The organism is Mixta hanseatica, assembly GCF_023517775.1.
In the GTDB taxonomy this organism is placed as follows: domain Bacteria; phylum Pseudomonadota; class Gammaproteobacteria; order Enterobacterales; family Enterobacteriaceae; genus Mixta; species Mixta hanseatica.
The window spans coordinates 3,107,238-3,120,335 of record NZ_CP082904.1 but is presented as its reverse complement, the minus strand read 5'-3'; the positions used below and the strand labels follow the sequence as shown (position 1 = coordinate 3,120,335).

Below are 13,098 nucleotides of genomic sequence, written 5' to 3'. Positions count from 1 at the left end.
ATGAAACTTAACCATTTTGTCGTACAAAGCCCGACTGTACCGCCGCAGCAGCTGTTTCTGCTGTATCACGCCGCCGGCGATAATCCGGTCTCAATGGGACAAATTGGCAGTTGGTTTGCAGAGGTTTTTCCGCATGCGCTGGTGGTCAGCGTCGGCGGGCCTGAGGCAAGCGGGCCTGCGCCGGGCCGCCAGTGGTTCAGCGAGGCCACGTTGAACGATGCCAGTCTGCAGCAGCGGGTTGATGAAGCGATGCCGCAGTTTTTGCAGTCGGTAAGCGAGTGGCAGCAGCTTAGCGGCGTACAGCCTGAAGCGACAGCGCTAATCGGTTTTTCGCAGGGTAGCGTAATGGTACTGGAAGGCAGCAAGGCGCAGCCGATGCTGGCGGGGCGGATTGTCGCTTTCAGCGGGCGTTACGCCACTTTGCCGGAACAGGCGACGGCGAAAACCACCATTCATTTGATCCATGGCGATGAGGATGAAGTTTATCAGACCGCGCTGGCGCAGCAGGCGGCGGCGCGGCTGTCGGCGTTGGGCGGCGATGTCACGTTGGATATTGTCGAAGATTTACCGCACGCCATTGATCAACGCAGTATGAATCTGGCGCTGGATCATCTGCGCTATACCGTGCCGCGGCGCTATTTTGAAGAAGCGCTCAGCGGCGGCAAGCCAGGCGATGATGTGATTACTTTCGTTTAATGCGCTGAGGGAGGAAGGGCAGCATTCGCTGCTGCCCTGCAGGGACTATTTCTTTTTCTTCGGCCAGTCGTCTTCATCGTCCCACTTATCGTTAAAATCACGATGTGGCGGCAGATCGGGCTTATTCGCCATAAATTTTTTATGGTCGATGCGCTTCAGGTCTTTATAAACGTTGACCATAACGCCTACCAGCAACAGGATCACAATGATCCACCAGTAATCTTTTACCCATTCCATGATAGCTCCTCCTGTAGAACGCTTATGCGATCAGCTGTTCCATGATGCGTTGATACATACGGCTCAGCAGTTGCAGATCGGATGCCTTCACGCACTCATTGATTTTATGAATGGTGGCGTTAACCGGCCCCAGCTCAACTACCTGAGCGCCCATGCGGGCAATAAAACGACCATCGGACGTGCCGCCGGTCGTCTGCAACTCAGGCCTGGTTTCAGTATAGTGCTCAACCGCATTGATTACCGCATCCACCAGCTGACCGCGCGCGGTAAGGAAAGGCTGACCGGAGAGCTTCCATTCAAGAGTATGGGGCAGCTGATGACGCTCCAGCAGGTCCGCTACACGCTGACGAATGTCCGCATCGGTCAGTTCGGTGCTAAAGCGGAAATTAAACTGCACAAACAGCTCGCCAGGGATCACGTTATTACTGCCGGTGCCGGCCTGTATATTGGCAATTTGCATGCTGGTGGGCGGGAAGAATTCATTGCCGCGATCCCATTCAGTGGCGACCAGCTCATTCAGCGCGGGCAGGGCGCGATGCACCGGGTTATCCGCCAGATGGGGATAGGCGACATGTCCCTGCACGCCATGAATTGTCAGGTTAGCGGTAATCGAGCCGCGACGGCCGTTTTTTACCACGTCGCCTACCTGAACCGTACTGGAGGGTTCGCCGACCAGGCAGTAATCCAGGCGTTCGTTACGCGCCATCAGGTGTTCAACCACTTTTACCGTGCCGTGCGTGGCGTTGGCCTCTTCATCGGAGGTGATCAGAAACGCCAGGCGCCCGCGATGGTGGGGGTTGGTGGCGACAAAACGCTCGGCTGCCACCACCATTGCCGCCAGCGAGCCTTTCATATCGGCAGCGCCGCGGCCAAACAGCATGCCATCACGGATAGTGGGTTCAAACGGCGGGTTAATCCAGCGGCTGGTATCGCCCGGCGGCACCACATCGGTATGACCGGCAAAGGCCAACGTTTCGCCCTGACCGCGCCAGGCCCAGAAATTTTGCGTATCGGCGATATTAATCGGTTCGATGGTGAAGCCAATCGCCTGCAGGCGCGCAATCATAAGCGCCTGACATCCGGCATCATCGGGGCTGAGAGAAGGGCGACGAATCAGCTGCTGCGCCAGCTCAATAACCGGACAAAACATATTATGACTTCTCCTGAATAAACTGCTGGTAGTCGTTTTCATTAAAACCCAGCAGCATAGATCCGTCTGCCGCAACGAGCAACGGTCGTTTGATCACCGCTGGCTGGGCCAGCATCAGCGTTTTTGCTGCCTGCGGGTTATCAATCTGCGCTTTTTCTTCGGCGGCGAGTTTGCGCCAGGTCGTGCCGCGCATATTGATCAGCGGCGTCCAGCCGAGCGTATCGATAAAGCACTGTACGGTTTCGTCGCTTAATCCATTCACCCGATAGTCGTGATAGTGATAGTTAATTTGCTGATTATCGAGAAAGCGACGCGCTTTTTTCATCGTGTCGCAATTTTTGATGCCAAAAAGCGTAAAGAGGGCAGGCGACTGCTTTTCCATCATCTTGCTATTCCATTTTTCTGAAAATATCGTTAAAGAATAATGCATTAATTAACGCGTTGGGTCCATGTTCGGCTTGCTGCGCGCAGCTTGATAAAAGCGTTCAAGCCACAGCAATCATTTTATTAATCACTTGCGGAAGTAATCAATTTTGTTGAAGTGTGATCCAGCTCTCACTTTGAAAAAGTAGTAAAGTTTTTAGGATATATTCCGATAGTAATATTGAAAACAGCAATTCCCTTGCTGGAAAATCGAGCGTAAAATAGCGCCTAATAATAAGAGAGGTCACTATGATTGATGTTGAACTGGGGAACTGGAAAGACTTTATTGACGCTATGTTACGCAAGTAATAATGCCTGATAAAGAGAAGCTTGACGCACACAGCAGTCGTCTTTGCCTCTGACAGTCCATCTATGAAATAAGGCAGCCGGTTAACCGGCTGCCTTTATTATTTATGCATATTTCCTGCATTGATATTAGTCCTGCTTACGTTTCTCGGCGGCATTGGGTTTGGCTTGTAACGGAAAACGCCGCCTGATGAGGACAAAAAATAACGGAACGAAAAATATCGCCAACAGCGTAGCGGAAATCATGCCGCCCATTACGCCGGTTCCTACCGCATGCTGGCTGCCGGAGCCTGCGCCGTGGCTGATGGCCATCGGCAACACGCCAAAGACAAATGCCAGCGAGGTCATCAGAATCGGACGCAGACGCTGATGGCACGCTTCCAGCGTGGAGGCGATCAGATCGCGGCCATGGCTGTTAATATCATTGGCAAACTCTACGATTAAAATGGCATTTTTAGCCGACAGGCCGATAACCGTCAGCAGCCCTACCTGGAAATAAACATCGTTTTCCAGCCCGCGCGCCCAAGTGGCGACTAATGCGCCCACCACGCCAAGCGGTACCACCAGCATCACGGCAAAAGGTATCGACCAGCTCTCATACAGGGCCGCCAGGCACAGGAACACCACCAGCAGCGAAATGGCATACAGGGCAGGCGCCTGCGAGCCGGAGAGCCGCTCCTGCAGGGAGGCCCCGGTCCACTGCAGGCCGACGCCGAGCGGCAGCTGGCTTACCAGCTCCTCCATTGCATCCATCGCGCTGCCGGTGCTGACGCCGGGCGCCGCTTCGCCGACAATCTCCAGCGAGGAATAACCATTATAACGCTCCAGACGCGGCGAACCGGTTTCCCAGGCGGTTTTGGCGAAAGCGCTAAACGGCACCATGCCGCCCTGGCTATTGCGCACGTACCACTTATTAATATCATCCGGCAGCATGCGGTATTTCGCCGCCGCCTGCACATAGACTTTTTTCACCCGCCCGCGATCGAGGAAGTCATTAACATAGGTGGATCCCCAGCCGGTCGTCAGCGTGCTGTTGATATCATCAATAGAGACGCCCAACGCCTGCGCTTTGCGCTGATCGATATCGATACGCAGCTGTGGGCTGTCGTCGAGACCGTTATGGCGCACGCGCGCCAGACGCGGATCGCTGCCTGCCTTCGCCAGCAGCTGGTCGCGCATCTCCATCAGTTTCGTGTGACCAATCCCGGCGTGATCCTGTAGTTCCATATCAAAGCCGGCGGCATTGCCCATGCCGGTAATCGCCGGCGGGCTGCTGGCGATCACCCGCGCCTCATTAATTTTCCGGAACGCTTTGGTAGCCCTTTCGATAATGGCGAAAGAGGTGCGATCGGCATCGGATCGCCCTTCCCAGTTTTTCAGGCGCACAAACAGGCGCGCCACGTTTTGTCCGTTGCCGCCCGGCCCCGAGCCGACGGTGGCGAATACCGATTCGATATTTTCTTTCTCATGAGTCAGATAGTAGCGCTCAACTTTTTCCACCACCTTGAGCGTTTGCTGCTGAGTTGAGCCGGGCGGCAGTTGTACCTGGGTAGTAAAAATTCCGCGATCTTCCAGCGGCAGAAACGAGGTGGGCAGATGCAAAAAGATCAGGGCCATCACGGCAATAATCGCCAGATAGAGCAACAGCCAGCGGCCCGCCTGACGTAGCAGCCTGGCGACGCGCCGTTCATAGCGCTCGGTATTGCGCGCAAACATGCGGTTAAACCAATCGAAAAAGCCGCGACGCTGATGATGTCCCGGCGCGACCGGCTTCAGCAGCGAGGCGCAAAGCGCGGGCGTTAGAATCATCGCCACCAGTACCGACAGCACCATCGCCGAGACGACGGTAATGGAAAACTGTCGATAGATGGCGCCAACGGTGCCGCCGAAAAAGGCCATCGGCACAAATACGGCGGAGAGCACCAGCGTAATCCCCACCAGCGCGCCCTGAATCTGCCCCATCGATTTGCGCGTGGCGTCGCGTGGCGACAGGCCTTCTTCCTGCATCAGGCGTTCGACGTTCTCCACTACCACTATCGCATCATCCACCAGCAGCCCGATCGCCAGCACCATGGCGAACATGGTCAGCGTATTAATACTAAACCCGCAGGCATACAGCACGGAGAAGGTGCCCAGCAAAACCACCGGCACCGCAATGGTAGGGATCAGCGTGGCGCGGAAGTTCTGCATAAACAGATACATCACTAAAAATACCAGCAGCACCGCCTCCAGCAGGGTTTTCACCACGTCACGGATCGATGCGGTAACAAACGGCGTGGTCTCATAGGCGACTTTCGCCTCCAGCCCATGAGGGAAATACGGGGCAAGCTCGGCAATACGCGCCCGCACCAGCCGATCGGTTTCCAGCTCATTGGCGCCGGAGGCCAGCTTAACGCCCAGCCCTGACGCGGCCATGCCGTTATAGCGGCTGAGGTAATCATATTTTTCCGCGCCCAGCGCCACTTCGGCGACATCGCCCAGCGTGACCACGGAGCCGTCGCGGTTGGTACGCAGCGTAATCGCCTTAAATTGCTCTGGCGTTTGCAGCAGAGACTGAGAATTCACCGTGGCGTTTAGCGCCTGGTTATCCACCGACGGCGTGCCGCCAACCTGTCCCACGGCAACCTGGCTGTTTTGTGATTCGATGGCGCTTACCACGTCGCTGGTGGTTAACGCATAGTTAATCAGCTTGTTAGGATCAAGCCAGATACGCATGGCGTACTGCGTGCCGTAGGCGTCCACCTGACCCACGCCGCTGATACGGCTGAGCGGATCCTGGATATTACTCGCCACGTAGTCAGCAATATCCTGCTTATCCATGCTGCCATCGGTAGAGACAAAGGCCAACATCAGAATATTGCTTTCACCGGTTTTATTGACCGTCACGCCCTGTTGCTGAACCGCCTGCGGCAGCTTACGCAGTGCTGATTGCAGCTGGTTTTGTACCTGCTGGCGCGCTTCATCAGGATTGGTGCCGGCGGAAAACGTCAGGGTGATCGTCGCCTGGCCGGTGTTACTGCTTTGCGATGACATATACATCAGGTTATCGATGCCGGTCATGCTCTGTTCGATAATCTGCGTTACCGTATTTTCCAGCGTTGCCGCTGACGCGCCGGGATAGTTAGCGGTAATACGTACGTTGGGCGGCGCAAGGTCAGGATATTGCTCTACCGGCAATGATTTTATCGCCAGCGCGCCGGTCAGACAGATCATTATCGCCAACACCCAGGCAAAGATTGGGCGGTCAATGAAAAAATTCGCCATTGAAGCGGCACTCCTCAATACGGGGTGATCAACAGGAAAAGCGGCCGGTCGCGTTGGCGCCGCAACCAGCAACCATTACAGGGTACGCGGTGTTTATCGATTCAGTGCGATCGCATGCCAAATCACTTTACGCGTCCGCCATTAAAGAAACGTGGAGGAAAAGAGGAGAAAGTGTAAATTATCGTGCCAGAAAGCGCCCTGGGTGCAGAAAGTCTAGCTCAATTTGTTTTCCAGCCACAGTACGGTGGCGGCGACACGTGAACGCACATCCAGCTTACGCAGGAAATTACGAATATGCACTTTCACTGTCTCTTCAGAAATATGCAGCGCGGCCGCAATTTCTTTATTCGAGAGCCCGCGCGCCACCTCTTGCAGCACATCCAGCTCGCGTTCCGTGAGCGTTTGAAACGGGTTGGCGCTATGGCCGCGCGTCGCCAGATAATCGCGCACGATACTGCTGTAGACGTTTTGCCCCTGAGCGCCCTCGATAATCTGCTGTAGCAGCAGTTCGGGTTCGCTGTCTTTCAACAGGTAACCGTCGGCCCCGGCATCCAGCATGGCGTAAATATCGTTGCGCGCATCGGAAACGGTGAGTACCAAAATACGTGCCGCCACGCCTTCATGACGTAGCGCCTTTAGCGTATCCAGACCGGACATCCCCTTCATGTGTAGATCCAGCAGGATCACATCGGGTGAAAGACGGCTGGCTTCTGCCAGCGCTTCGGTGCCGTTATTCGCTTCGGCCACCACCTCAAAGCTGCTGTTCAACTCCAGCAGCTGACGAATTCCCCGGCGCATCAGTGGATGATCGTCGACCAGCATCACGGTAAATTGTCGGTTGTTCATAATACTCCCCGGGCCAGGCCGCCAGCAGTGACTGGCTGGGTAAAAAAAAGTAACGATGGCGATTAATCCGCCACCGTGTCTGTTGTCTGTGATGGAAAACGTAACTGCAGCCGCGTTCCTTCCGTCGGTAAAGTATCCATCTGTAAGCTACCGCCCAACCGCTGCGCCCGTTCGTGCATAATCGTCAGGCCATAATGGCCCGCCGGTTCTTCGATGGTGGTCAGGCCGCAGCCATCGTCGCTGATAACTATTTGATATTCTCCATTATCCTGCGTGCTGCAGCTTACCTCAATATGGCTGGCATTCGCATGGCGGATAGCATTCAATACCGCTTCGCGGACAATCTGTAAAACATGCACCTGCTGCTGAGCCGTAAGCGCATCAAAGCCGGAGGAGCAGTGCAGATTTATCTCAGCGCTGGTTTGCTGTTTCAGCGGGGTAAGCATCGCCTGCAGCGCGGCGGGCAGACAGGCTTCATCAACAGACAGACGGAAGGTATTCAGCAGCTCGCGCAGTTGACGGTAGGCATCCGCCAGCGCCTGATCGACGTCGCTAACGATTTGCTGCGCCGGTTGCTGTTCGGCATTAATCGTACGTTTCAGTAAGGTTAGCTGAATGCGCAGGTAGGAGAGCGCCTGCGCCAGAGAATCATGCAGCTCGCGGGCGATGGTGGCACGTTCTTCCATCAGCAGCAGCTGCTGCTGTTGCTTTTGCGCCTGATGGATCCAGATGGCGCGTGACAGCAGGTTGCCGACGCTTTGCATCAGCGGCGCAGGCGGCTCCCGGTCGCCTTCCTGCCAGCTTAGCTCGCCCCCCGGCTGGTTTTCCTGCTGCAGCGTCAGGCGTTGCCAGTTTTTATCTGGCCGTGGCGCGCCCAGCGCAATCTGCCAGCTCTCCCCAACATCCAATCTTAGGGCGGTCAGGCGCGCGCGGGTAAAGACGATCTCCATCACCTGCGTAATGGTCGGATGGCCCAGGCTGCTTACCGCCAGCGCCTGGGAAGCCTCATATAAAATAGTCATGGTCTGATGGGCCTCCATCAGATCCGCCGTACGCGCCTTAACGGTGTTCTCCAGTTCGCTGTAGTGACGCTTCAGCTCGCCGGACATGCGGTTAAACGTATTCGCCAGCAGGCCCAGCTCGTTAGCCAGTGAGGTATCAAGCGGCGGGTAGTTAAAATTACCTTGTTCAATATAGCGGCTGGCCACCACCAGATGATTCAGCGGCTTGACGACCTGTCGGCGCGTCAGACGGATAGTCCAGAACGCCAGCGCCACGATGGCGACAAAGCCGATGGCGCTGGTCAATGCCACCAACTGCATTTTACGCTCCGCATAACGCTGCAGATCGTAAACGAAGCGATCGATTTTGCCGACATAGTGCACCACATGCTGCGAATAGCGCCCAGGATTGCCGCTGTTTAAATCTTCTCGCAGCAGCGGCCAGGATAATTTGAGCTGTTGATAGCGATTGCGTACGTTTTCCGGCACGTAAAAGCGGTCCAGATGCTGCAGCACAGGCGCATTCAATGACTGCTGATAATAGTGCAGATGCGCCTCCAGTTCCGGTGAGCGCGTATCAAGATCCCAGGCCAGGCGATAGATCTGCATGCGCAGTGAGCCGGCAAAATTGATCATTTCCGCATCGCGCAGGCTGCCGGATAAGGTCAGCAGCGCCAGGCTGGTGGAAAGCACCGAAAGAATAACGATGCCGGCCAGCGCGCGCGCAATAGAACTGGTAACGGAGCGTTTCAGCATAAAAGAACTTAACCCAAAAAAGAGGGGGCAATAATAGCCTGAAACCCGGATGGGCGCAGCGGTGTGAAGTCAAATTAAGCGCAGGTAATGCGCCAGGCCGGCGCATTGGGCACTATGCCGTCGGGGAAAGCGCCTGCTTTCCCCGACGCTAGCTTAGCGTGACAGGCCGTAGCCCAGTGGGAAAAGCGCCGCGCGCAGATCGTCGGGTTCGTCAGATTTCTGCTGCAACACCTCATCCATAGAGGAGGGCAAGGCAAAAGGCAGGCGTGCGGTATAGGGCGTGCTGGATAACAGACGCGAGAACAGCACCTCATCGCTCAGGCCAAAGTTGGCGATAACCGCCTGGGTTTTATCAATGACGTGAGTTAAGATTGCCGGCCTGTCCAGATAGAGAGTCATGACGACCGGCACCTGCTGGCTGATTTTTTTCAGCATCTGGTAATCTTGATCATCTTCCCGGAACGCAAGTGAGCCTTCATGATGACGGCGGCCAAAGAAGTATTGATAATGCGGCTGTTCAAAGGGCGCATTGGTGCGCATCAGGGCCACATCAGCCTCGGATGCCTTTTCTACTACAGTTAATCCAGCACGGCGGTAATGACTCCAACTTATTGATAGTGTTTTATGTTCAGATAATGCCCGATGACTTTGTCATGCAGCTCCACCGATTTTGAGAACGACAGCGACTTCCGTCCCAGCCGTGCCAGGTGCTGCCTCAGATTCAGGTTATGCCGCTCAATTCGCTGCGTATATCGCTTGCTGATTACGTGCAGCTTTCCCTTCAGGCGGGATTCATACAGCGGCCAGCCATCCGTCATCCATATCACCACGTCAAAGGGTGACAGCAGGCTCATAAGACGCCCCAGCGTCGCCATAGTGCGTTCACCGAATACGTGCGCAACAACCGTCTTCCGGAGCCTGTCATACGCGTAAAACAGCCAGCGCTGGCGCGATTTAGCCCCGACATAGCCCCACTGTTCGTCCATTTCCGCGCAGACGATGACGTCACTGCCCGGCTGTATGCGCGAGGTTACCGACTGCGGCCTGAGTTTTTTAAGTGACGTAAAATCGTGTTGAGGCCAACGCCCATAATGCGGGCAGTTGCCCGGCATCCAACGCCATTCATGGCCATATCAATGATTTTCTGGTGCGTACCGGGTTGAGAAGCGGTGTAAGTGAACTGCAGTTGCCATGTTTTACGGCAGTGAGAGCAGAGATAGCGCTGATGTCCGGCGGTGCTTTTGCCGTTACGCACCACCCCGTCAGTAGCTGAACAGGAGGGACAGCTGATAGAAACAGAAGCCACTGGAGCACCTCAAAAACACCATCATACACTAAATCAGTAAGTTGGCAGCATCACCAAATTGTGCTTAACATCGCCTCGTTGGGCATTCTTTCTACCTGGGCGTTTATTATTGTCTGCCAGATGCGCCTGCGTAAGGCGATTAAAGAGGGCAAGGCCGATGAGGTTAGCTTTAAGCTGCCTGGCGCGCCGGTGACCTCATGGCTGACGCTGCTGTTTCTGGCGAATGTGCTGGTGCTGATGGCATTTGACTACCCTAACGGCACCTTTACCGTGGCGTCGCTTCCGCTGATCGCTCTGGTGCTGGTGCTGGGTTGGTTCGGCGTCCGCAAGCGCGTACATGCGGTCGCGATGACTGAGCATGAACACGAGGTTCATCACGACGCAGAACATCCCGCGCCGTTAAAAGAGCAGCCTTCTAAATAACCCCTCAGCGGCGGACGATAAGCCAGTCGCCCGCCGTTTCTTAATTTCCCGCCTTGTGTTGCAAATACCAGACCGCCGCTTCTACCCGCGATTTGAGCTGTAGCTTTTTCAGCAAATGTTTTACGTGCACTTTTACCGTGCTTTCGGTGATATTCAGTTTACGGGCGATGGTTTTATTCGGCAGGCCGCGCGCAATTTGCCGCAAAATATCCAGCTCGCGTCGGGTAAGCTGCTGTAGATCGCGCTGCGTCGTCGGCGGCGCTTCGCGCAGGCTGCTAATCAGCACGGAGGTCAGGGCTTCGCTTAATACCAGTTGGCCGGCTGCGGCCTGATGCAGGGAGGTCAGCAGCTCCTCTGGCTCCATATCTTTCAACAGGTAACCATCAGCGCCGCGCTTCAACGCGCTGACCACATCCTCTTCATCATTTGACACGGTAAAGACGACGATGCGTCCCGAAAGATCAATACGGCGCAAAAGGTCGAGCGTCTCCAGGCCGTTGGTGCCTGGCATATTCAAATCAAGCAAAATTAAATCAGGATCGAGCTGCTCAGCCAGCGCCAGACCCTGTTCGCCATTACCCGCCTCGGCGATCACTTTCAGCTGCGAATCCAGACTAATCAGCTGTTTAACGCCGTTACGCAGCATTGGATGATCGTCAATCAAAAGGATAGTGGCGGCGTCATCATGGATAGTCATACTGGCTCCGGTTAATCATGGTGTTGGCAGCAGCGGCAACGCTATACATTCTCAAATAATATCTTATACCTATAAAGAGGTACAAATAGTTAATAAGGAGAGGCCTACAAGCGTTAATAACATGAATGCCGATTTTTAATTAGCTGTTTTCATTAAATTTGCATTGGGGACAGACACTACTCATTTAGTGGGTAAGGCACAATTACAGCCTGAAACTAACTGCCACCCCGTTGATTTATGTCAACTCCGCACCCCTGACGACCAGGCAGGATGTGCGCAGTTTTCATTACTTCATCGGGGTTATTATGTCAAATTTAGCCACGCCGTCAGAGAAAAAAGCATCAGGTGCAGTTATTCAAAACTGGCAGCCGGAAAATGCGGAATTCTGGCAGCAGAGCGGTAAACGCATCGCAAGTCGTAATTTATGGATTTCTGTTTTTTGTTTGCTGCTGGCCTTCTGCGTCTGGATGCTGTTTAGCACCGTCGCCGTTAACTTAAATAAGGTCGGCTTTAACTTTACTACCGATCAGCTTTTTCTGCTGACTGCGTTGCCTTCCGTGTCTGGCGCGCTGCTGCGTGTGCCGTATTCTTTTGTTATTCCTATGTTTGGCGGACGCCGCTGGACCGCGTTCAGCACCGGCTTCCTGCTGATTCCCTGTCTGTGGCTGGGTTTTGCTGTGCAGGATCCGCAAACGCCTTTCGCGGTGTTTGTGTTTATCTCGTTACTTTGCGGTTTTGCCGGCGCAAACTTCGCGTCAAGTATGGGCAACATCAGCTTCTTTTATCCAAAAGCGCAGCAGGGCGGCGCGCTGGGCATTAACGGCGGTCTGGGCAACCTGGGCGTGAGCGTGATGCAGCTGCTGGCGCCGTTGGCTATCTCAATGGCCATTTTCAGCTTTTTTGGCGGCCAGGGGCAGGTAACCAACGACGGTAGCCAGATGTGGCTGGAAAATGCCGCCTGGATTTGGGTGCCGCTGCTGTTTATCGCCACGCTGGCCGCCTGGTTCGGCATGAACGATCTCGCCGCGTCTAAAGCCTCTCTGCGTCAGCAGCTGCCGGTATTAAAACGAGCGCACCTTTGGGGGCTGAGCCTGCTTTATCTGGCCACCTTCGGCTCGTTTATCGGTTTCTCCGCCGGTTTTGCCATGTTGTCAAAAACGCAGTTCCCGGACATCGTAATCATGAAATACGCCTTCTTCGGTCCGCTGCTGGGCGCGCTGGCACGTTCAGCGGGCGGCGTCATCTCTGACCGCTTTGGCGGCGTGCGCGTCACGCTGATTAACTTTATCGTCATGGCGCTGTTTACCGCGCTGGTGTTTATGGCGCTGCCGACCAACGGGCAGGGCGGTTCTTTTCCGCTGTTCTTCGGCATCTTTATGGTGCTGTTCTTAACTGCGGGTCTGGGCAGCGGCTCTACCTATCAGATGATTGCGGTGATCTTCCGTAAAATTACCTGGGACAGCGTAAAAGCTCGCGGCGGCAGCGATGAGCAGGCGCAGCAGGAAGCAGTGACCGATACGGCAGCGGCGCTGGGCTTTATTTCCGCTATCGGCGCAGCAGGCGGCTTCTTTATCCCGCAGACCTTTGGCATTTCATTGGCAATGACCGGCTCCCCGGCAGGCGCGATGAAAATATTCCTGGTGTTCTATGTGATCTGCATCCTGATCACCTGGTTAGTCTACGGGCGTAAGGCCGCACGCTAATCGCAAAAAACCGGCTTTGTCCTGGCGACAAAAGCCGGTTTTTTTCATCGTTCTTTACGTCGCCTACCCCCAAATAGCCACCAGCCGACATAACCCGGCGTGAGGAGCTGATTTTAGGATTTTCACCCAAATAAATCATTGGGTTGTGCTTATTATTCGCATGCTACTAAAGGGGTAGTGCAGGCGTTGCAGAGAACCGCTTCGCCATGCTGACTTGATCGCAATCAAGCGGCCAGCGTAATCAGCTCAGTAGGCTGATACCCACACCATACGCAATGTCGTTTAGCCAT

General features: G+C 54.9%; 12 protein-coding genes and 1 pseudogene. 4 read left to right on the top strand and 9 right to left on the bottom strand.

The window, feature by feature from the left end:
* Complete coding sequence (gene ypfH / locus K6958_RS14850; protein WP_249891852.1) at positions 1-696, top strand: esterase; 696 nt, start codon at positions 1-3, stop codon at positions 694-696.
* A 45-nt stretch (positions 697-741) separates the two neighbouring features.
* Here ypfH and K6958_RS14845 read toward each other — a convergent pair whose 3' ends face one another.
* From K6958_RS14845 to K6958_RS14835, 3 genes are read right to left on the bottom strand one after another with little or no spacing between them, the layout of a single operon-like run.
* Complete coding sequence (locus K6958_RS14845) at positions 742-933, bottom strand: YpfN family protein (protein WP_249891851.1); 192 nt, start codon at positions 931-933, stop codon at positions 742-744.
* 22 nt (positions 934-955) lie between these two features.
* Positions 956-2,083, bottom strand: a complete 1,128-nt coding sequence (dapE, locus tag K6958_RS14840; protein WP_249891850.1) for a succinyl-diaminopimelate desuccinylase — start codon at positions 2,081-2,083, stop codon at positions 956-958.
* 1 nt (position 2,084) lies between these two features.
* Positions 2,085-2,468 carry an ArsC family reductase gene (locus K6958_RS14835; RefSeq protein ID WP_249891849.1) on the bottom strand — a complete coding sequence of 128 codons (384 nt, stop codon included), beginning with the start codon at positions 2,466-2,468 and terminating at the stop codon, positions 2,085-2,087.
* Between the two features lie 287 nt (positions 2,469-2,755).
* Here K6958_RS14835 and ypfM point away from each other — a divergent pair, with 287 nt between their 5' ends.
* Positions 2,756-2,815, top strand: coding sequence for a protein YpfM (gene ypfM / locus K6958_RS21270; RefSeq protein WP_173636259.1), 60 nt, complete (start codon positions 2,756-2,758; stop codon positions 2,813-2,815).
* Positions 2,816-2,941: 126 nt separating this feature from the next.
* Here ypfM and acrD read toward each other — a convergent pair whose 3' ends face one another.
* The 5 genes from acrD to K6958_RS14810 all read right to left on the bottom strand — a co-directional run bounded on the left by acrD (position 2,942) and on the right by K6958_RS14810 (position 9,985).
* A complete protein-coding gene (acrD, locus tag K6958_RS14830) occupies positions 2,942-6,076 on the bottom strand; it encodes a multidrug efflux RND transporter permease AcrD (protein WP_249891848.1) in 3,135 nt (1,044 codons plus the stop codon).
* 213 nt (positions 6,077-6,289) lie between these two features.
* Positions 6,290-6,922 carry a response regulator gene (locus tag K6958_RS14825; RefSeq protein ID WP_249891847.1) on the bottom strand — a complete coding sequence of 211 codons (633 nt, stop codon included), beginning with the start codon at positions 6,920-6,922 and terminating at the stop codon, positions 6,290-6,292.
* A 62-nt stretch (positions 6,923-6,984) separates the two neighbouring features.
* Positions 6,985-8,679, bottom strand: coding sequence for a nitrate/nitrite two-component system sensor histidine kinase NarQ (narQ, locus tag K6958_RS14820; protein ID WP_249891846.1), 1,695 nt, complete (start codon positions 8,677-8,679; stop codon positions 6,985-6,987).
* Positions 8,680-8,832: 153 nt separating this feature from the next.
* Positions 8,833-9,219: a hypothetical protein gene (locus K6958_RS14815; RefSeq protein WP_249891845.1), complete on the bottom strand. Its 387-nt coding sequence runs from the start codon at positions 9,217-9,219 to the stop codon at positions 8,833-8,835.
* A 68-nt stretch (positions 9,220-9,287) separates the two neighbouring features.
* Positions 9,288-9,985, bottom strand: a protein-coding gene (locus K6958_RS14810; protein WP_103215986.1) for an IS1-like element IS1A family transposase whose coding sequence is annotated in 2 segments (ribosomal slippage) — positions 9,288-9,736 and positions 9,736-9,985 — 699 coding nt in all. Because the reading frame shifts where the segments join, the coding sequence is not laid out codon by codon here.
* A gap of 45 nt (positions 9,986-10,030) precedes the next feature.
* Here K6958_RS14810 and K6958_RS14805 point away from each other — a divergent pair.
* Positions 10,031-10,408 (top strand): annotated as a pseudogene (locus K6958_RS14805) (amino acid permease); the annotation flags it as partial.
* Positions 10,409-10,448: 40 nt separating this feature from the next.
* On the opposite strand, the gene narL reads toward K6958_RS14805, so the two are convergent.
* A complete protein-coding gene (gene narL / locus K6958_RS14800; protein WP_249891844.1) occupies positions 10,449-11,105 on the bottom strand; it encodes a two-component system response regulator NarL in 657 nt (218 codons plus the stop codon).
* 305 nt (positions 11,106-11,410) lie between these two features.
* Between narL and K6958_RS14795 the strand changes: the two genes are divergently transcribed.
* Positions 11,411-12,808, top strand: a complete 1,398-nt coding sequence (locus tag K6958_RS14795) for a NarK family nitrate/nitrite MFS transporter (RefSeq protein ID WP_249891843.1) — start codon at positions 11,411-11,413, stop codon at positions 12,806-12,808.
* The last annotated feature ends 290 nt before the right edge of the window (positions 12,809-13,098 follow it).

Excerpts from the sequence above, each read along its gene's own strand:
- ypfH (WP_249891852.1), top strand. The coding sequence starts at position 1 with ATGAAACTTAACCATTTTGTCGTACAAAGCCCGACTGTACCGCCGCAG.
- K6958_RS14845 (WP_249891851.1), bottom strand. The coding sequence starts at position 933 with ATGGAATGGGTAAAAGATTACTGGTGGATCATTGTGATCCTGTTGCTG.
- dapE (WP_249891850.1), bottom strand. The coding sequence starts at position 2,083 with ATGTTTTGTCCGGTTATTGAGCTGGCGCAGCAGCTGATTCGTCGCCCT.
- K6958_RS14835 (WP_249891849.1), bottom strand. The coding sequence starts at position 2,468 with ATGATGGAAAAGCAGTCGCCTGCCCTCTTTACGCTTTTTGGCATCAAA.
- acrD (WP_249891848.1), bottom strand. The coding sequence starts at position 6,076 with ATGGCGAATTTTTTCATTGACCGCCCAATCTTTGCCTGGGTGTTGGCG.
- K6958_RS14825 (WP_249891847.1), bottom strand. The coding sequence starts at position 6,922 with ATGAACAACCGACAATTTACCGTGATGCTGGTCGACGATCATCCACTG.
- narQ (WP_249891846.1), bottom strand. The coding sequence starts at position 8,679 with ATGCTGAAACGCTCCGTTACCAGTTCTATTGCGCGCGCGCTGGCCGGC.
- K6958_RS14815 (WP_249891845.1), bottom strand. The coding sequence starts at position 9,219 with ATGCGCACCAATGCGCCCTTTGAACAGCCGCATTATCAATACTTCTTT.
- narL (WP_249891844.1), bottom strand. The coding sequence starts at position 11,105 with ATGACTATCCATGATGACGCCGCCACTATCCTTTTGATTGACGATCAT.
- K6958_RS14795 (WP_249891843.1), top strand. The coding sequence starts at position 11,411 with ATGTCAAATTTAGCCACGCCGTCAGAGAAAAAAGCATCAGGTGCAGTT.